Here is a 19,462-nt window from a genome sequence, read left to right as displayed (position 1 = left end):
AAATTAATAAAAATTATCCTTTTTGATATAAATCCGCTTGACTTATACAATAAAATATCATAAATGTGTTAAAATAACAAATATAGGATAGATTATGAAAGTTAATGTGCCTAATCTCAGATGGCATGAAGAGAGAATCTTAGCTCAAAAGAAATAGTAATATTACTCTTTGGTCTAAATTAGTACCTAAAAATTTTAAAATTTCTAATAAAGAGTTAGATACTTCACTTAACACTGATAATTCAGTTCTTTTTAGTCTTTAAAGACTCTCCTACTCTTAAAAGATCTGATTTGTCAAGGCCTCTTTGCTTCTTGCTTTTTGCCTGTCTAATTCTATCAAAGCAGTATCTTTCAACTTATAAGCTGAAGCATAATTAGGGTCATGTTTAATTGCCTTATCAAATTCTGTAATTGCCTCTGGTAATTTATGTGACAGCAGCAAAATTGAACCTTTAGCACAGTAAAGTATAGCATTAAGTTTAGCATTATCAGGATTATATTTAATTGCTAAATCACATTCCTTAATTGCTTCCTGCCATTTACCTAAATGCATTAAAACTCGAGCTCTATTAGAGTGAGACATAAATATTTCAGGTTGATATTTAATTGCTAAATCATACTCTTTAATTGCCTCTTGCCATTTGTTTAAGCCTACCAAAGCGATAGCTTTATTATAATAATTAACAGGATTCTCAGGTTGATATTTTATTGCCAAATCATACTCCTTAATTGCCTCTTCCAACTTACCTTCCTCTGCTAAATTATACCCTTTTTCCCAATGTACACAGCCATCAAGACTACTGGTAACTATTTTATTACGGTTAGCACACCCACTAAATGTTATTAACACTAAACCAATAAAAATTATTAGTTGTTTTATATTAATCATTTTCATAATATTTCCTCTTGTTTGCTTATATTAAAATGTATTTTAACATAAATTTGTTGATATATATCAAAACCAGCTGGATTTAGTTTGTAATCAATTTCTGCTTGCTGCAAATGTTTCAATGCCTTAATGCAATCCTCTAATTTAAGCTTATTTACAGCTTTTTTAAAACTTGCCACATATTTATAAAAAATTGGTGGAGATAGTGATTTTACCGCTACATCTATATCAACACCTGTTTCTAATTTACTCAATACGGTGTATAAATTTAGATAATATCTGATTAATGCTCTGATAATTAGCACTTCATTAATATTTTGTTGTTTTAATTTATTGAATTCTTGTAAAAAATTATCAGCATCTTTTGAGGAAAAATAAGCACATAAATTATCCCCATTTCCCATAAAATCATCACTAACTACCTGCCGTGCATCATCTAAAGTAATTTGCTCTTTATCAAATGTAAAATATACTAATTTATCAATTTCACTAACTAACATTTGGTGATCACCTTTTAGATGAGCTGTTAAATATTTAACAGCATCTTCTTTTATGACCTTACCAACGCTATTACATTTATGCAAAATTATCTTAGCAATTTTTTGTTCATCATCATGATAACAAGCTAGAGAAGCCAAATAAGTTTCAGTTTCAAAGAATTTACGTGTACTAGAAGCAGTCGATAATTCATCAGCAATAAACACTAAGAAATGTACTGAATCTTTACTAAGAGCAAGTTTTAAAGATTTATCTATAGATTCTCCAACTGATCTTACAGCAATCAATTGTTTTTGCATAAAGAAATTTTGGGTATTCACTAAAGTTTCAAGCGACCGAGATTTAATCTCTGAATATTCTATAGAGGTTTTTAGTAAATCAAATTTCTTTACTAAGGCTTTACAAACTTTATCTATATACCCCTTATCTGGACCATAAAGTAACAGAGCCTTAATTTGTCCATTTTCCACCTTATCAAGTAGCTGAATAATTTGTGATAGGTAAAACTTCATCCTTAATGCTGTTTTGTTTAAAATATAAAATTAATCTTTCCAGTATCTCATTCGCTCCTTGTTTTGTAAGGTCTTCCAATGCCTTATCATTATCTACATAACTATGATAAGGTGAAGAAGCTGTACTATAAGAGGTCACATGACGGAATGTTCCTGAGGTAAGATGTTGATTAGTCACAATATCAACTAACCTATATTGAATAGTTTGGCTTACTGTTTCTCTTAACACATCAGAATTTTTTTGAATAATAAGCGGTAAAATTTTGTTAGTAAAATTTACCTTTAATAAATACTTTATTGTTGATGTTGTATATTTTGGTAGAATACTAGACAAATAGTAACAAAATTCTGCCCCAGCAATAGAGTCTATTGGCTCAACTTCAATAGCACTTAATTGGCTTAATTCTTGTAAACTATATTTATTACTATATACAGGTCTTAAACTACAAGAGGTACATAAAAACAAGTAAGTGACGATTACTAATAAACTAAAGCTACTCTTTATCAACTATTACCCCCCTCCTGTTTAGCTAATTCCTGAGATTGCCCATTATCAGCCACTTTGTTTTTATTATAGTTACGCCCTCTAGGGGGACGAGTATAACTTGATTTCTTATCAATATATTTACGATTTGACTTAATGGTATCAACAACATTTTCATTGTCCAACTCAGTTACCACTAATGCCTTATCAGTTTCTTGACTAGAATTAACTTCCTCCTTATCAATTGTTACTTCTACATTTTTATTTAATTCACTGCTAGTTTCTAACTTATCAGATGTTTTCCATTTTTGCTTCTTCTTATTAGGATGAGAAGAGTCTTTATTATTCTTTTCTTCTTGATAATTAGAGGACTGATTTTGAATTAATGGTTTACTAGTAGCCCCAGCATGGCTAGATTTTTTTGGCAATTTTATTTTTTCAATTGAATAATTATCAGAAGTGGCAGATGGATCAACGTGAAATCTTAACTTTAAATTATATTTTTCTTCAATTAGAGATATTTCTGAACGCTTATTATTCAGTAAATAGACGACTGAATGAATATTAGCAAAAACATTTACTAGATCGATATTTTCATTAAAAATTTCATTCTCTATCGTACGTAAAATTAACATAGCATTTGACTCATCTGCTCTAACAAGCCCTTTGCCATTACAATATGAACAAATCGATGAATTCAATTCCAAAAATGATGGTCTTAATCTTTGCCGAGACATCTCAAGCAAACCAAATTGGCTAATATTAGCAGTTTGAATTCTTGCCCGATCTCGACTTAGAAATTCCTTAAAAGATCTCTCAATAATTCTACGATTTCTAGCATCATACATATCGATAAAATCAATAACTACTAAGCCTGATAAATCTCTTAATTTAATCTGCCGAGCAATTTCTCTGGCAGCTTCCAAGTTGGTCTTTAATGCCGTTTCTTCAATATTTCTTTCAGAAGTTGCTTTTCCTGAATTAACATCAATTGAAATAAGTGCTTCTGTTGGGTTTATTACTATATACCCACCAGAAGGTAAAGCAAAAACAGGTTGATATAGCTTAGATAGCTGCTCTTCAACAACAAATTTTGTAAAAATTGGTACTTTATTTTTGTATTCTTTAAGCTTACCAATATCGGTAGGTAATATATCCTTCATGAATTTTACAGCATTTTGATAGGCATCACTACCTTGTATTATCAACTCTTTAACAGTATGATCACACATATCCCGAATGACCTTTTGAATCAGCCCATCTTCTTCATGTATAAAACACGGGGCTATAGATTTAAGGGTACTCTCTCTAATTTTATTCCATAATCTTACTAAATAATCATAATCTCTTTTTACCTCTAAAGTAGTACAACCAGCACCAGCAGTGCGAATTATGATGCTTGACGCATTACTACTATTACCTGAAGTTATTTTAGCAACAATATTCTTAAGCCTTTTTCGTTCATCAGCATTGGATATCTTACGCGATACACCATTCTGCAAAGGAGTATTAGGCATTAAAACGCAATATTTCCCAGCAAGAGACATAAATGTAGTAAACGACGCCCCTTTATTACCTCTTTCCTCCTTGGTAACTTGCACAAGCAGAACCTGACCTTTTTTTATTACTTCTTGAATTTTATATTGCTTTTGTTTATCCTCTTCCTCTTTATCACTTTTTTCTACAGTTATTGTTTCAATATCATTATCTAAAACATCTAAATTAAATTCTACCTGAATTTTTTCGTCCACCAATCTTTCTATAGCATTTAAATCAATTTCTTCACTATCTATTATCAGATTATAATCTCTCTTTGCCTCCAATTCTACAAGATCATCTTGGGTAATATCTGAAAGAGAAATTTCTTGTAACTTATTTATAGAAGGCAAAGATTTAAGGTCAGATGCTGGTATATTATAATAATATGGATGAATTTCAGTGAAAGGTAAGAATCCGCTCTTGTCAGGACCATAATCTATAAAGGCAGCCTGCAGGGCTGGCTCAACCCTTATAACTTTTGCAAGATATATATTACCCTTATTTTGTTGTTTTATGGTCGTTTCATATTCAATATCCTCGATATTGTTATTATGATTTAGTAAAACCACCCTTGTTTCATTAGGAAAGTTAGCATCAACTATAATTTTTTTACTCATTAATTTTTTACTCGTAAATTTTTAGGTATACTCAAATAATTTGTAAACCTAGCAATATTAAAAAATATCTATTTATTATTACAATATTTTAAATTTAATATTAAGTTTTAAATTAGACCTCTTTCAAAACTCGTTTGTGCTGAGGAATTTGTAGGAGACACTTCACCTAGAACCGCAGCGTACTCAAATGTACGTGAGGAGCATAGTACCGGTATCACGCACAAATTACCAACAAAAGCGAGTTTTGAAAGAGGTCTATTGAAAAAACATTTATATTTAAGTACACTAACCTAACCTAACAAATAACTAAAGAAATCTTTACTTAACATGGCTTGACAAAAATAACTAAAACTTAGAAATTTTTAACTACTTATACAAATTCGCTGTTCTATAAATCTAAATTTTATTCATGGTCATAATAAAATTAATTAGACAAATTTTAATGAATAAGCTAATGTACTCTTGGTTACACAAACTTTTTAAATGCCTCTCTATTTAAAAATTTATATACGATGTAATCTAGTTTAGCAAACAATTATTTATGACCAAAAATAATCATTTAAAAACAGCTTTGCTATTGTTTGTTAGTGTATTTCTTTTTGCATGTATTACTTACATCAATGTACTAGTAATACCAGCTTTTCTAGTAAGTAAAGGCTTATCTGGAGAGCAACTAGACCATATCGAATCAATCGAAATGTTAGGTTATATAATAGCTGGTTTATTCTTAACTCCCTTAATTAATAAAATCAGTGATAACAAAACTACTATTGTTAGTTTAGTCTTACTTATCATAGGTATATTAAACCTACTTATGATTAATGATTACACCCTCCTTAAGATCAATTTTATTGTAATGGCATCTGCCTACTACACTTACATAACCACAACTATCATCAAAATAGTGGAGTTAACCAATAACTATAAATACTATAAATATTTTGCTCTTATTATCTTTTCTTGGTTATGGATAGCTGGACAGTTTACTGTCGATTTACTAGCCGAATTTCTAGAATCAGCTATAAATGGGTTATTATTATGTACATTACTTTATAGTTTCATTATTATAACTTGCTTACAAAGAGAGAATATTAACAAAAATACAACTTTAGTTTCTAGATTTTCATTCTTAATTGAGAATATAGAATTACAGATCCTAACAGGCTTTATGGTATCTTACATTACTTTTGATATATTATGGTATTATGAAGAATTTGCTTTAGAGAAAAACTTCCCTGTATCAAAGATAGATACTATTACTCATTATACTCTTATAAGCATATTTTTAATGATATCACCTGTTGTGCTATCATTAAAAATAATCAACAAATATCTTGCTAACTTAATACTGATGATTATCCTCTTAGCCAGCTTTATTCTTTTACCCCACTATGGGGTCACTTTAATAGGCAACATCTATCTCCTTTCTACAATTAGTGTATGTTTATGTGCTATTTTTATTTGTAATATATTAATATTATCCGGTAAATTTGAAGCCCAAGATTTGAGAACCGCACTGGCAATATATTTCACTATGTGTGCTATTGGTATTTATTCTGGATCTTTATCTTCTTATATAGCCCATGGACTTTATGATGGACAAGGTTTTCTATTTTCTACATATACTGTTGTTGGGACTTTTGTACTTTATTATTCTTGGTACTTTTTTAAACGAAAATTATACAGATTTCCTACTTAGAGCGATTAAATAAATCTCTACTGACTCTTTCCGGCTAGAAGATGGTTTAAAATGCTTAACCTTATGAAAATTAAGTTTAATTCTGTTCAAGGCACTATTTTCTGTACCACCTCGAAAAATTTTAGCAATAAAATGCCCTCCCGGCTTTAAAATTTTTAAAGCAAAGTCAATCGCATGCACACATAAGTCAAGAGTCCGAATATGATCAGTTTTCGCATGACCAGTCGTGTTCGCAGCCATATCGCTCATTACAATATCAGCACTGCCATTTAGCATTTTTATAATAGTCTCTTCAGTATCTTCAGCATAAAAGTCTTTTTGCAAACAATCTACATCAATGATTGGCTCAATCTCAAGCAAATCAACGGCAATTATCATACTATTATTACTAGCAGATTCATCAGATTTAATAATTTTGGCAGCAACCTGGCTCCATCCCCCTGGGGCAGCCCCTAAATCAACTAATTTCATCCCTGGTTTTAACAAATTAAATTTCTCATGAATTTCCAGCAACTTATAAGCTGACCTGGATCTGTAACCATCAAGCTTGGCTTTAGCAACGTAAGGATCATTTAATTGGCGTGCAAGCCACTCTTTTGATGAAGTTTTTCGCCTTTTTGCAGTTTTAACGGCAACAAATTTACCTCTAAAACCTAATATGTTAGATGTCATGATCGGCAATCTCTTCAAAATTTTCGCTAGATATTTTAGCAATTCTATCCAATACAGAATTAACAAAACCAACCTCGCCCTCACTCAACATATCATTTGTAATGTCGGTGAATTCATTAATTACCACTTTATTCGGTACATTTGGAAAAAATTGTAATTCACAGATTGCCACACGCAGAAGAGCAAGAAGCAGAACAGGTAAGCTAGTAATTTGCCATTCAGCTGTTAAATGCCTTGATATCATCTTATCAATTTGAGGTAGATTTATAACTACAGACTTTACTAACAATTCAAAATGGCTTATACTTAATTTTACTTTTATTGGTTTATTTAAACTAGCTGTTAGATTGGTTGTTAAACTATTAGCCGCTCTCTCATCTTGATAGAATTGAATAATTTGCTGTATGATTTTTTCTATGTTGTGCTTAGGATCTTCCGGTTTATACTGATAAATTGCTTGTACCGCAGCAATGCGTGCTATCGTTTTGGTGTTAATTTTGGCTGAGGTCATAAAATTTTCAATTATTTGCTACATTATAATCAATTCAGGAGAATTTGGGGCTAGGAACGATGGAGCGACGAGTGACAACGCATAGGCATCAGTTTAAGAAAATAAAGTCATTGCAAGCCACCGTAGGTGGCGTGGCAATCCATTTCTAATAACTTTTGTGGATTGCTTCGTCGACCTTAAGGTCTCCTCGCAATGACGGTTTCTCAATTATTGTTTTCTTAAACTGACGCTTATGAGTGACAACGTTCCCAACTTCTCATCAATTGACTATAGCTATAGCAAAAAAGTATAACTTAGTAAACCTCTTAAAAAAATAATGAGTTGTATGTTATCAATATTTGGATTTATTCTAACCATCAGCCTATTAGTATTTGTTCATGAGTTTGGTCATTATTACGTAGCTAAAATGTTTGGGGTAAAGGTTGAGGAGTTCTCGATAGGTTTTGGCAAGGAACTATTCTCTAAAATAGACAAAGATGGCGTAAAATGGAAAATTTGCACCATACCCTTCGGTGGTTACGTTAAAATTTATGGATTTGACTCTGCAACATTTGAAAAACCCAAATCTTGTAAAAATAATAGACCTCTTCGGAAACTCGCTTATGCTGAGGAATTTGAAGGAGACGCTTCACCTCGAACCGCAGCGTACTCTAGCGTACGTGAGGATTCGAGTACCGCATCATTGTCCAAATTACCAGCAGAAGTAGAGCATCCGAATCCGGCACATTACGCCTTTCTTAGCAAGCCCCTCTATGCCCAATTCTTAATTATAGCCGCTGGACCTATAGCTAATTACTTGTTAGCCATTCTAATATTCACAACTATTTATTTTTCCCACGGTCAAATAGAGATACCACCAATAATTGGTGAAGTGGTAGCTAATTCCCCTGCAGAGCTAGCTGGACTTGCAAAAGACGATAAAATTATTATAGTGAATAATAATAAAATTAACAGTATCGTCGATTTACAAAACAACCTATTAACCAATGGAATCAAGCCTCTCCATCTTTTAGTTGACAGAAATGGTGAGGTTATAGATATTTCTATAATTCCGGTAGAGAAAAAACTAGATAATCATCCTAATCTAAAAAGACCTTATATAGGAATTATTGCTAAAAATGAGCCTATTTATATTAAAATGAATATTTTTCAAAGTATCTATCAAGGATCTGTAGACGTTATTTATATCTCAAATTTAATTTTAGGACATTTTGGACAAATGCTAATGGGGACAAGATCATTAAATGAAATTGGTGGACCAATTACCATTGCCAAAGAATCAGAAAAATCTTTAGAACAAGGAGTAGCAAGCTTTGCCCTATTTGTTGCCATGATATCAATTAATCTAGGTTTACTTAATTTGCTACCAATTCCAGTTCTGGATGGTGGACATTTAGCATTTATAATATATCAAATAATTTTTGGTAAAACACTTAGTGGGGCAATAAAAAATGTTATACTAAGATTAGGTATAGGGATAATTATTTTTCTTATTGTAATTTCTCTGTCAAATGATATAAAAAACTTAGTTTTTAAATGATTAAGTTAACCCGAATAAGTTTTAGACATCCCAGGAGTCATTGCGAGGAGGCATTAGCCGACGAAGCAATCCATTGATTGCTTCGTTGCCGTAAAGCGGCTTCTCGCAATGACGCCAATACTAAATAACTAATCGAGTTAGCTATAAAATCAAAATATTTATTAAAGAAGGTTCTTGTGAAAACAAACGTCAAATCAACTATTAAACTAGCTATTTTGGCAACAACTATTTTATATAATATCTCCGCTTTATCAGCTGAGTATGTTAAAAAAATAACTATTCAAGGTAACAAAAGGATTGAAACCTCAACTATTGAAAATTACTTAAAACTTCGAGTTGGAGAAGAATATAGTTCGTCAAGAGAAAATGAGGCAATCAAAAATCTTTACGCAACATCTTTATTTGAGAATATAACTATTAGACTAGTAAGTGGTGGCAATTTAATAGTTACTGTCTCAGAAACTCCTTTTATTGCTAAGGTAATATTCAAAGGTAATTCTAAACTCAAAACCTCTGTATTATCGAAGGAAACAATTACCATGTCTGGCGAATCAATGAGTCGGGCTAAAATCCAACTGGATGTCGAAAAGATTAAGGAGATGTACAAACGTTCCGGTCGTTATTCGACAACTGTCACCCCACAAATCGAAAAGCTTGAGAATGATCGAGTAAGAGTTACTTTTGATATTGCAGAAGGACCTAAAACAACAGTTAAACAAATTTATTTCCAAGGAAATAATAATTATCGTACTAATGAACTGCAATCTGTTATCCTAACCAAACAATCGAAATGGTTTAGTTTTTTAGAAACTAATGATACCTACGATCCAGACCGTTTGGAGTATGATAAAGAATTACTAAAGGAATTTTATCAATCAGTAGGATTTGCCGATTTTCGCGTTATTTCTGTTACAGCAGAACTGAATCCAACCAAGGAATATTTTACCATTACTTACTCCATTGAAGAGGGAGCAAAATATAATTTTGGCAATATTACTATTGACAATAAATTACCTAACATTGATCTAAATGAAATTAAAAAATATATTAATGTTACCTCCGGCGAAACATTCAATATTAATCGTTTAAATAAAATAACCAATAAACTAACTGCATATTTTGCCAGTCAAGGTTATCCAGGAATTAGTGTTTACCCTGATACAAGCAGCAAAAATCCGGATTATACGGTTGACGTTAAATTTGTTATAGATAAGGCAGATAAAGTGTATATTAATCAAATTAATATTACTAATAATCTCAAAACTGAAGATAAAGTTATTAGGCGAGAATTTAAGATTTCTGAAGGGGATATATTTAATCGTTCTTATATCGAGAAAGGTGATCGAAATTTACGTAATTTAGATTATTTCGAAAAAATATTTATTAGCATCACACCAACTACACGAAAAGACAAATATGATATTAATATTGATGTTGAGGAAAAATCAACATCATCAATTAGTTTTGATGCTGGCTATAACACAGCAGGTGGATTATTCGGACGTGTATCATTCTTAGAACGCAACTTAATTGGTACCGGGAAATTGTTAAATGCTGGAGTACAAGTAGGAAAGAAAAGTATTAGTTACTACGGCGGCATAACTGAACCTCATTTTCTCGATAAAGACTTATCACTAGGTTTCAATGCTTTCAAGAATCATAGTGGTCGAGGCACTTCATTTCTTTCACAAGGAGATCAAAATTATACGTTAAAATCTATAGGACTCAAAACCTCTCTTGGTTATGATATTGCAGAAGATTTAAGTCATGAAATTGACCATACTATTAAAAGAGAAATATTAAGCTCTCCAGGCAATTCGGGTTCTATATTCTTAAATGAACAAATGGGAAAATTCGTAACATCTGCCATTGGGCATACTATCACTTATGATCAACTTGATAGTAGGATTGTTCCTAAAAATGGTTACATTATCAGCGGTACCCAAGAATTTGCTGGTGTTGGGGGAAATAACAGATATTTAAAACATGAACTAGACGGTAAGTATTTTAAATCTTTTATTAATAATAAACTCACTGTAAAACTTTCAAGTAGTGTTGGTGATATTAGGGGCATAGGAGGAAAAACTGTCAGAATTTCTGATCGCTTTAATTTGGGTGATTATAGCCTTAGAGGATTTGCTCCCAGTGGAATAGGTCCTAGAGAAAAAGCAACAAATGAAGGACTTGGTGGAGAAAAATATTATACCGTTTCAACAGAACTTAACTTCCCAACTGGTTTACCAGAAGATTTTAATGTAACTGGTGCTGTTTTTATGGATGTTGGTAGTCTGTGGGGTGTAGGACTAAATTCTAAAAGTGCTTATAGAGCTAATAGTTTTTATAATGATAGATCGCTTCGTGCTTCTGTTGGGGTAGGTTTTATATGGGTCACTCGCCTTGCCCCTATCAGAATGGACTGGGCTTGGCCAATTAAGAAGAAACCTTATGATGATAAGCAAACTTTCCATCTAAAGTTTTCTACGCATTTTTAATACGGAAAAAGCTATAGACGCAATTAGTATTTATCGATGCACTACCGTCATTGCGAGGAGGCGTTAGCCTACTAAGCAATCCATAAAAATTCATATAATATGGATGCTGCGTTGCTACAAAGCGGCTCCTCGCTAATAGACGCTTGGCGAGCAGATTTTTTATTCGTCATAAGAAAATAGCAAAAAAACCGTGAACGCTCACAATTAAAGATATGAAACATTATATTTGGTTAACAATAATAAGCTGTTTAGTAATTAACTACTATTCAACTACTCATGCGTCTAATACAAATGTTGATAGCAGCCTTATGATCCGTAGTCATAGAGGCAATAGCCATATTGACAACAGATTTGCTGCAAGAGTTGCTATTGTAGATATACATTCTATTATAGAACATTCTGTAGCAATCCAGTCTATAAGAAAGGCTGTAGAGCAGATAGGTAAAAAAATTCGACAAGATTTATCAAAGAAGGATGTAGAACTTAAAGGAATAGATAATCTATTAATGGAAAAACGTAACTCTTTAAGTGAATCAGCCTTTGAACAAGAAGTTGATGCTTTTAACAAAAAAGTAAACATAGTACAAAAAGAAATACAAGATAGGAAAGTACGTCTTGAACAGGCTCATTCTGAAGGTTTAGGCAAGGTACACGAAACAACTATAAAAATTATAAATGATTTAGCAGAAAAATATAATCTTGATTTGGTTATACCTAGTACTCAAATTTTATTTGCTAAAAATACCTTAAATATTACCCAAGAAGTGATAGTGGAGCTAAATAATCAATTAAAACATGTTATAATTAAATACGAATAATATAACTAGTATAGGTATATGCATCTCAAGCGTCATGGCTCAGAGCCGCTTTGCGGCGACGCGGCAATCCATATTATATTAATTTTTATGGATTGCTTAGTAGGCTAACGCCTCCTCGCAATGACGTCAGTTTGATACGAATGAATGTTAATCTAATTTGATAGAGGCTATAATGAAAGAATTCAAGCCTATTACAGTGGCTTATGGTGATGGTATAGGTCCAGAAATCATGCAAGCGGTATTATATATTTTAAAGGAAGCTTCTGCTAGAATACGTATAGAAGTAGTGGAAGTAGGAGAAAAATTATACCAGAAGCATTATACTTCAGGGATAGCACAAGATACTTGGCAATCATTGGCAAGAACTAAGATACTTCTAAAGGCACCTATTACCACCCCTCTAGGCGGCGGGTATAAAAGCTTAAATGTAACTCTTAGAAAAGCCCTATCTCTTTATGCTAATGTTCGCCCTGCTATTTCTTATGCTCCTTTTGTTAAAACACTACATCCACATCTAAACGTAGTGATAGTACGGGAAAATGTTGAAGATTTATATGCAGGAATTGAATATCGCCAAACTCACAATGTTTATGAGTCTCTTAAGCTAATCAGCCGAGTTGGTAGCGAAAGAATTATTAGATATGCCTTTGAGTATGCAATAAAAAATAATCGTAAAAAGGTCACATGTTTCAGTAAAGATAATATTATGAAAATGTCTGACGGGATTTTTCATAAGGTTTTTGAGGAAATTGCTAATGAATATAAGCAGATTCAAGGTGACTATTATCTTATAGATATCGGTACTGCCAGGCTAGCAGCCCAGCCAGAATTATTTGATGTCATTGTAACTTCAAATCTGTATGGTGATATTATATCTGACGTATCTGCAGAAATTTCTGGTTCAGTAGGACTCGCTGGCTCTGCTAATATAGGGCAGAATTATGCTTTATTTGAAGCTGTACATGGCTCTGCCCCGGATATTGCCGGTCGTAATATAGCTAATCCTTCTGGTTTGCTTAACGCCGCAATTATGATGCTAGTTCACATCGGACAACATGATATTGCTGCATTAATAGAAAATGCCTGGAAAAAAACCATTGAGGATGGGGTTCATACTGGAGATATCTACAATGACAAAATATCTAGCAGAAAAGTTGGTACTACGGAATTTGCCGATGAAGTAGTGAAAAGGCTAGGTACTGAACCTTCTACCCTCAAAGCAGCCGCATATTCCTCAGTAGTTGCTCAACAACAAACTATTGAACAGATATATTCGATTAATAATAAAGAAGTTAAAGAATTGGTAGGTAGTGATGTATTCATACAGATGGTGGCATTGACTGCCCATGAGGTAGCAGAAAAAATTCAAACTATCAGTTTAGGTGACTTAGAATTAAAAACCGTATCTTCCATGGGACTTAAATTATGGCCCAGAGATGAGAGATTTGAATTATTATCTGATCATTGGTGTTGTCGCTTTATGGCAAGGAAGGATGGAGAAAGAATAACCCATTTATCTATAGCCCATTTACTTGAATCTTTAAGCAAGGCAGAAATAGATTTTATTAAAATTGAGAATCTCTTTGAATTTGATGGGAAAGCAGGGTATTCGCTTGCTCAAGGAGAATAGCTAACCCTGGCTAGTTAAAGATTTAATTTCTGAGGATATTTATGATATTTGTTATTGGTTATGGATTAACCCTACTTGGAATTATAGCAATATTTTCCGGCATTGTTGGGCTTTTTCGATTTCCTGACTTTTATACAAAAATTCATGCTGCCAGTGTAATTGAATGTTGTGGAGTACCTTTATCACTTGTTGGGCTTGCTTTTTTACAACATGATTTTACTAGCTCTTTTAAATTAGTTTTTGCAGCTATATTGATTTTAATATTAAATCCGGTATCTACTCATGCAATTGGCAAGGCTTCCCTATTAAGCCCAAATAACTCAAAAGAATTAAAATGATTGATCGCTTATTTGTTATACCAGACATAATAAATTTCCAACTAGCTAGCTGGTTGCTTGTGGGAATCTTGATATTACTTGTTGTCGTATCAATTAAGCTGATATTTTGTAACTCTTTATTAGAAACAGTAATAATAAACTCTATGTTTAGCTTACTTATTGGTTTATCTTATCTACTGATGGATGCTCCCGACGTAGCAATGACTGAAGTCGCTCTTGGTGCTTGTTTATCTAGCTGTGTATTTTTAGGATTTCTAAGCAAATTGCCAGCCGTACAAAACGACAATCTTAAACCAACACGAGTAATAAGTTCATCAATTATATGCATAATTTTTATAGTAGTACTCGCCTTCGCAGGGATTGATTTATTAGAATATGGAGCGATAGATTCTCCATTGCAAAACCATCTAACCAAATATTATATTGAACATACTAAAAGTGACATTGGCATTCCATCTTTTGTTGCAGCCCTATTAGCTAGCTATAGAGGGTATGATACTCTTGGAGAAACTGCCGTCATTTTAATTGCTGGAATATCGGTATTATTACTATTCTCACAAAAAAATACTAAAGATGCTTAAAAATTTTGTTATTATAAAATATATTACTCTTTTTATCTTACCCTATATATTTTTATACGGTCTATATATTCAAATTAATGGTGATGCATCACCAGGGGGTGGATTCCAGGCTGGTACTATATTTGCTTCTACGATAATTGGTTTTGATTTAGTTCATGGTCAATTTAAATTACGGCAATATTTCTCTACTGATTTACTAGTTGGTATGGCTACTATCGGAGTATTGATCTATGCCTTAACCGGTATGGTATCAATATTATTTGACGATAATTATTTAAACTATTATTCTTTGGCAGATGATAAATTGCTAGCTCAACATATTGGTATTTTTACCATTGAGATTGGTGTTGGACTTTGTGTTGCATCGGTTATGTGTTTGATATATTCTATTATTACTGCAAGTAATATTAGAGAATAATTATATGGAAAAATTTACCAATTACTTAAGAGAACAATTACAAAACAAGGCAGAAGTTACGGAGTATGTGAATGCTGCTTTAGAACAATATTTTCTAGATCGTAATAGGGAATTATTTTTGTCTACTTTAAAAGAAGCTATAGTTAATTTAGGAGAATTGGGTAGTAGGGGTAATTGTAAATTGTCATTCCCGCCCACTATTGTCATTCCCGCGTAGGCGGGAATCTAAGATCCCGCACTGAAGCAGGGATGACACTAAGTCTGATAAGTGACGACGTCACCAACTTCTCATCAATCAATTCTACTATAGTTATATGCATAAACTAATACAACTGATCAAATGGGAATATTTAATTCAAAATCGTATTAATAATCTTAGTAAATATCTATTTATATTCTTTTTATTTTGTATTTTCAGTACTGCTTTAATTAATGACCAAACAGATATTAAAAAATTTGGAATTATTTTTTCAATAATTGTTTTACCGATAGCTCTAATTGGCTTTTCTAGTCTAATATTTCAGCAAGATGTCGAGGACGGAAGTTTAGAGTTACTATTATCTAGCTTCAATGAGAGTGAAATTATTGCCGCTAAATTAATTACCATAATTTTTAGTTCCCTCACCAGTGCTTTATTAAATATACCAATAATTTATATTATCTTCGATCTTGACATGCTAATAGTAAGCTATCTTTTGATCAATCTAACTCTATTATTAATTTTGTCCAGTAGCCTATTAGTTTTAATTGGAGCTGTTCAAAGCTATTTTAGGTCAAATACTAATCTGTTAGCAATATTAATCATGCCGCTACTAATACCCAACATCATACTTAGCGGTCTTGTTTTACAAAATTTTGATAATATCAATCTAATTTTTGTTATGATTGGTATCAATATGCTCCTTGTACCAATAATATTTTATCTCTCATCCTATCTAATTAAGAATATTTACAACATTTAATTTTAATTATACACTATACTGACCCTTGCACTAATAAAAAAATTGTTATTTTTTTACAATTCATGTAATTTCTACTCGTAGATTTTTTAACTATTTTTCGGTAATTATATATATGTGGCAAGCTTTAAGAAGACTAATAGCAGCTAACCCTATGGGAATGTTTTTGTGGACTATCATAGCCAAATGGTACGTTATGATAGCTGTTGCTTCTCTGGTAATATTATTTTGGGTAGCTAAAGGACTCGAACAAATTGGACTTATCAGCTATATAACAACTGCTACCACTGAAATTCTTGATACGTCAAAATCAATTGCTCAACACTGTACTCCAAAATTAGGTCCCAACTTTGAAAGTTTAACCAATTTTTGGAAATGTTTAGGAGATCCACCAAAATATGAGGTTAGAGAAGAAACCGGTGAGAAAGCTTTAGAAGACGGATTAAAGAAGTTATTGCCTAAAGATGGAACTGTACCGGAAATGCTCCCTTACCGCAATCCTTATGACTCTCCTGACAATTCTAACGATAGCGATGGTAAATCAACTGATGGCAAATGAGAATAATATAAGTATAAGTTAGGGTAATCAATAAAAATTAGTATGTTAAAGGATGGATACATTAATGATTTTGCAACAAACAAAGCTGTAGATTTAAAAAAGCCTGAAGAAAAAGTACGACAAGAATATGAAAAGATATTGTATGACGACTATTTTTATGACAAAGAGCAATTAGATATTGAAGTTTCAATACAAATGGGTAGTGCTGTAAAAAAAGCAGATATTGTAATATACAAAGATAAATCAAAAAATAGAAATCAATATAGCGATATACTTGGTATTGTTGAGGTTAAAAAGAAAAGTAGAAAAGATGGTTTAGAACAACTGACGAGTTATATGCAAGCTACTTCTGCTTTGTTTGGAGTTTGGACTAATGGAGAAGAAATTGAATATTTATATAAAAATTCTAAAGGAGAAGTAAAGAAAGATTGTCTATTTAATATACCGAAAAAAGGAGAAACGATAGAAGCAATAGGTAATATAACAAAAGATAAACTAAAACCTGTTAAAAATCTAAAACCTGTTTTTAGGCGTATACTAAATACTTTATATTCTAATACAAATATTAGTAGGAAAGAAAAGCTTGGAAGCGAAATGATTAAACTAATCTTTTGTAAGATTATTGATGAGAAATATGAACTTAATAGTTTGCCAAATTTTAGAATAACAACAGAAGAAATGGAGACAATCAATAATGATAAAAGTGAAAATGAAGAAATTAAAATAGCACAATATGGTAAAGTTAAAAAACGAATACAAAAATTGTTTATAAAAGTAAAAGAAGAATTAGAAGATGATGGAATTTTTATTACAAATGAAGAAATAACACTTGATGCAAAATCAATTGTTTATGTAGTTGGGGAACTAGAGCAAATCGCATTACTAAAAACTGAAAAAGATATAGTAGGGGAGGCTTTTGAAACTTTTGCAGAAAGTAAATTAGTTGGTGAAAAAGGTGAATTTTTTACACCTAGAGAAATTGTAAAGCTTGCAGTGCAAATTTTAGATCCATCCCCAAATCAGACCATTATAGACCCTGCTTGTGGTAGTGGTGGTTTTTTAATATATGCACTTGAACATGTTTGGAAAAAAATGGATCATGATCGAACATATAAAAATTCAACAGATATAAATAGGTTAAAAAAGCAAATAGCCGAAAAGTGTTTTTATGGATTAGAGAAAGAAATAGATTTAGTTAAGATATGCAAAGCATATATGACAATTATAGGTGATGGTAAGAGTAAAATTGTTCAAGAAAATACATTGCCTCCAATTCATGAATTCCAGGTAAAAACAAAAGAATTAATTACAACTCAAAAAGACGGTGAAATTGAACTAAACACTTTTGATTTTGTTGTTACAAATCCTCCATTTGGTAGCAAAATCAAGATTCTAAAAGAAGACTGTAAATATTTTGAATTAGGGCATCAATATAAAAAAGAAGGTAATTCTTTTATAAGAACTAATAAAGTAAAAGAAACTGAACCTCAAGAGTTATTTATAGAAAGATGTTTGCAATTATTAAAAGATGGAGGTAAACTTGCAATAGTCTTACCAGAGACTTACCTTCACGCCCCTTCTAAAAAACACGTTCTAGATTTTTTAGTTAAAAAAAATAATATTATTGCAGTTATAGACCTACCTCATAATACTTTTAGACCTTATTGTAATGCGAAAACTTGTTTATTAGTATTAGAAAAAGGCAAAAGACAAAATAGTGATATTATTATGGCTGTTGCAGAAGAAATGGGGCATGATCATACTGGAAGATTAATTTATAGGTACGATATACAAATGAGGTATTTACAAAAGAAATTTGGGACGATACAGAAACCATAAGAAATGAGTTGTTATCTAAAAAATTCAATAAAAATACCTTTATAACTTCAAGTTCTGATATCACCAATAACGTTTATGTACCACGCTATTACTGGAAAAAAAAAGAAGAAGAAATAAAAGAGATAGCTAATAATCAAAAATTTAAACTTATTACAATTAACGAATTATTAAAGCAAAATATTTTACAAGCATTTAACGGACACGGTTCACCGCCAAGCGAGTATAAAGGGACTGGAACAGTACCTTATGTTAGAGTGGCTGATATAATTAATTGGGAAATTTACAAGAACCCAACTGCATTAGTACCAGAACATATATATCATAAAATCAAAGGTAAGAATGGTTTGTCTTTGCGACAAGAGGATGTAGTCTTTGTTCGTAGAGGAAGTTATAGGATAGGATCTGTTGCAATGATTTCAAAATTTGATACGAATGTTTTATTAACCAATGAAATTACAACTTTTAGAATTATTAATCAACATAACATTTACAATATTACATCGTATTATTTTCTATTTGCTATGTCTCATTCAATTACACAAAAACAGCTATATAACAAAATATTCATAGACACAACTCTACCAAATATAGGAGATAGATGGAAGGAACTTTTAATACCTATTCCGTTAGATAGAAATAAAACTTTAGAGATTTCAAATAAGATTAAAGATACATTTACTCAAAAATGGCAAGCTTTGGACAAACTATCTTTTTTAAGGGATGAGTTTGGTGATATTGTAACATAATTGAATCCATTTCTGAACACTTTTTGGATTGCATCAATGCTACTAAAGTAGCTCCTAGCAATGATGCAATGGCTAAAAACTGTCATTGCGAGACCATGTAATGGTCGTGGCACTAGGCTTA

The 19,462-nt window shown here is 31.8% G+C and carries 17 protein-coding genes and 1 pseudogene; 12 read left to right on the top strand and 6 right to left on the bottom strand.

Features of this window, described 5'->3' with window-relative positions; translation table 11 throughout:
- Positions 1-277 precede the first annotated feature (277 nt).
- The 4 genes from AAGD42_RS06045 to AAGD42_RS06030 are packed head-to-tail and all read right to left on the bottom strand — an operon-like array spanning position 278 to position 4,539.
- Positions 278-895, bottom strand: coding sequence for a tetratricopeptide repeat protein (locus AAGD42_RS06045; protein WP_341752630.1), 618 nt, complete (start codon positions 893-895; stop codon positions 278-280).
- Positions 892-1,899 (bottom strand): DNA polymerase III subunit delta, encoded by a 1,008-nt coding sequence (holA, locus tag AAGD42_RS06040; RefSeq protein WP_341752629.1) that lies wholly within the window; start codon positions 1,897-1,899, stop codon positions 892-894. The genes AAGD42_RS06045 and holA overlap by 4 nt, the downstream gene beginning before the upstream one ends.
- Positions 1,862-2,407, bottom strand: coding sequence for a hypothetical protein (locus tag AAGD42_RS06035; RefSeq protein WP_341752628.1), 546 nt, complete (start codon positions 2,405-2,407; stop codon positions 1,862-1,864). The genes holA and AAGD42_RS06035 overlap by 38 nt, the downstream gene beginning before the upstream one ends.
- Positions 2,404-4,539 carry an Rne/Rng family ribonuclease gene (locus tag AAGD42_RS06030; protein ID WP_341752627.1) on the bottom strand — a complete coding sequence of 712 codons (2,136 nt, stop codon included), beginning with the start codon at positions 4,537-4,539 and terminating at the stop codon, positions 2,404-2,406. The genes AAGD42_RS06035 and AAGD42_RS06030 overlap by 4 nt, the downstream gene beginning before the upstream one ends.
- Positions 4,540-5,080: 541 nt before the next feature.
- On the opposite strand from AAGD42_RS06030, the gene AAGD42_RS06020 reads away from it, so the two are divergent.
- On the top strand, positions 5,081-6,238 hold the full coding sequence (locus AAGD42_RS06020) for a hypothetical protein (RefSeq protein ID WP_341752626.1): 1,158 nt from the start codon (positions 5,081-5,083) through the stop codon (positions 6,236-6,238).
- On the opposite strand, the gene AAGD42_RS06015 is transcribed toward AAGD42_RS06020, so the two are convergent.
- Entirely contained in the window at positions 6,218-6,910 is a 693-nt protein-coding gene (locus AAGD42_RS06015) for an RlmE family RNA methyltransferase (RefSeq protein ID WP_341752625.1), read from the bottom strand. The two genes, AAGD42_RS06020 and AAGD42_RS06015, sit on opposite strands and share 21 nt — an antisense overlap.
- Positions 6,900-7,421, bottom strand: a complete 522-nt coding sequence (nusB, locus tag AAGD42_RS06010) for a transcription antitermination factor NusB (RefSeq protein ID WP_341750921.1) — start codon at positions 7,419-7,421, stop codon at positions 6,900-6,902. Before nusB ends, AAGD42_RS06015 begins: the two co-directional genes overlap by 11 nt.
- Positions 7,422-7,746: 325 nt before the next feature.
- Between nusB and rseP the strand changes: the two genes are divergently transcribed.
- The 11 genes and pseudogenes from rseP (at position 7,747) to AAGD42_RS05955 (ending at position 19,341) form a co-directional block, all read left to right on the top strand.
- Positions 7,747-8,961, top strand: coding sequence for an RIP metalloprotease RseP (gene rseP, locus AAGD42_RS06005; RefSeq protein WP_410520929.1), 1,215 nt, complete (start codon positions 7,747-7,749; stop codon positions 8,959-8,961).
- A gap of 176 nt (positions 8,962-9,137) precedes the next feature.
- Positions 9,138-11,453, top strand: a complete 2,316-nt coding sequence (gene bamA / locus AAGD42_RS06000; RefSeq protein WP_410520928.1) for an outer membrane protein assembly factor BamA — start codon at positions 9,138-9,140, stop codon at positions 11,451-11,453.
- A 212-nt stretch (positions 11,454-11,665) separates the two neighbouring features.
- The gene (locus AAGD42_RS05995; protein ID WP_341752623.1) at positions 11,666-12,271 is read left to right on the top strand and encodes an OmpH family outer membrane protein; all 606 of its coding nucleotides are present in this window, start codon (positions 11,666-11,668) and stop codon (positions 12,269-12,271) included.
- A gap of 172 nt (positions 12,272-12,443) precedes the next feature.
- A complete protein-coding gene (locus AAGD42_RS05990; RefSeq protein WP_341752622.1) occupies positions 12,444-13,901 on the top strand; it encodes an NADP-dependent isocitrate dehydrogenase in 1,458 nt (485 codons plus the stop codon).
- Positions 13,902-13,942: 41 nt separating this feature from the next.
- Complete coding sequence (locus tag AAGD42_RS05985) at positions 13,943-14,239, top strand: Na+/H+ antiporter subunit G (RefSeq protein WP_341752621.1); 297 nt, start codon at positions 13,943-13,945, stop codon at positions 14,237-14,239.
- Positions 14,236-15,238: pseudogene (locus tag AAGD42_RS05980) on the top strand (DUF4040 domain-containing protein). The gene AAGD42_RS05985 and the pseudogene AAGD42_RS05980 overlap by 4 nt, the downstream one beginning before the upstream one ends.
- 4 nt (positions 15,239-15,242) lie before the next feature.
- A complete protein-coding gene (locus AAGD42_RS05975) occupies positions 15,243-15,455 on the top strand; it encodes a hypothetical protein (RefSeq protein WP_341750914.1) in 213 nt (70 codons plus the stop codon).
- Positions 15,456-15,552: 97 nt separating this feature from the next.
- Positions 15,553-16,200, top strand: coding sequence for a heme exporter protein CcmB (locus AAGD42_RS05970; RefSeq protein ID WP_341752620.1), 648 nt, complete (start codon positions 15,553-15,555; stop codon positions 16,198-16,200).
- A 112-nt stretch (positions 16,201-16,312) separates the two neighbouring features.
- A complete protein-coding gene (locus tag AAGD42_RS05965; RefSeq protein ID WP_250312108.1) occupies positions 16,313-16,756 on the top strand; it encodes a DUF2670 domain-containing protein in 444 nt (147 codons plus the stop codon).
- 42 nt (positions 16,757-16,798) lie between these two features.
- Positions 16,799-18,595 carry a restriction endonuclease subunit M gene (locus AAGD42_RS05960; protein ID WP_341752619.1) on the top strand — a complete coding sequence of 599 codons (1,797 nt, stop codon included), beginning with the start codon at positions 16,799-16,801 and terminating at the stop codon, positions 18,593-18,595.
- Between the two features lie 8 nt (positions 18,596-18,603).
- On the top strand, positions 18,604-19,341 hold the full coding sequence (locus AAGD42_RS05955; protein WP_341752618.1) for a hypothetical protein: 738 nt from the start codon (positions 18,604-18,606) through the stop codon (positions 19,339-19,341).
- The last annotated feature ends 121 nt before the right edge of the window (positions 19,342-19,462 follow it).

It is taken from the genome of Candidatus Tisiphia endosymbiont of Dioctria linearis, from assembly GCF_964026545.1.
In the GTDB taxonomy this organism is placed as follows: domain Bacteria; phylum Pseudomonadota; class Alphaproteobacteria; order Rickettsiales; family Rickettsiaceae; genus Tisiphia.
Note: the sequence above shows the minus strand (reverse complement) of the source record. Positions and strands in the feature narration are given on the sequence as shown.

Coding starts and splice junctions, on each gene's coding strand:
- AAGD42_RS06015 (WP_341752625.1), bottom strand. CDS start 6,910: ATGACATCTAACATATTAGGTTTTAGAGGTAAATTTGTTGCCGTTAAA.
- AAGD42_RS05990 (WP_341752622.1), top strand. CDS start 12,444: ATGAAAGAATTCAAGCCTATTACAGTGGCTTATGGTGATGGTATAGGT.
- AAGD42_RS05975 (WP_341750914.1), top strand. CDS start 15,243: ATGGAAAAATTTACCAATTACTTAAGAGAACAATTACAAAACAAGGCA.
- rseP (WP_410520929.1), top strand. CDS start 7,747: ATGTTATCAATATTTGGATTTATTCTAACCATCAGCCTATTAGTATTT.
- AAGD42_RS06045 (WP_341752630.1), bottom strand. CDS start 895: ATGAAAATGATTAATATAAAACAACTAATAATTTTTATTGGTTTAGTG.
- AAGD42_RS06020 (WP_341752626.1), top strand. CDS start 5,081: ATGACCAAAAATAATCATTTAAAAACAGCTTTGCTATTGTTTGTTAGT.
- AAGD42_RS05960 (WP_341752619.1), top strand. CDS start 16,799: ATGTTAAAGGATGGATACATTAATGATTTTGCAACAAACAAAGCTGTA.
- AAGD42_RS05985 (WP_341752621.1), top strand. CDS start 13,943: ATGATATTTGTTATTGGTTATGGATTAACCCTACTTGGAATTATAGCA.
- AAGD42_RS05970 (WP_341752620.1), top strand. CDS start 15,553: ATGCATAAACTAATACAACTGATCAAATGGGAATATTTAATTCAAAAT.
- AAGD42_RS05995 (WP_341752623.1), top strand. CDS start 11,666: ATGAAACATTATATTTGGTTAACAATAATAAGCTGTTTAGTAATTAAC.
- nusB (WP_341750921.1), bottom strand. CDS start 7,421: ATGACCTCAGCCAAAATTAACACCAAAACGATAGCACGCATTGCTGCG.
- holA (WP_341752629.1), bottom strand. CDS start 1,899: ATGAAGTTTTACCTATCACAAATTATTCAGCTACTTGATAAGGTGGAA.
- AAGD42_RS05965 (WP_250312108.1), top strand. CDS start 16,313: ATGTGGCAAGCTTTAAGAAGACTAATAGCAGCTAACCCTATGGGAATG.
- AAGD42_RS06030 (WP_341752627.1), bottom strand. CDS start 4,539: ATGAGTAAAAAAATTATAGTTGATGCTAACTTTCCTAATGAAACAAGG.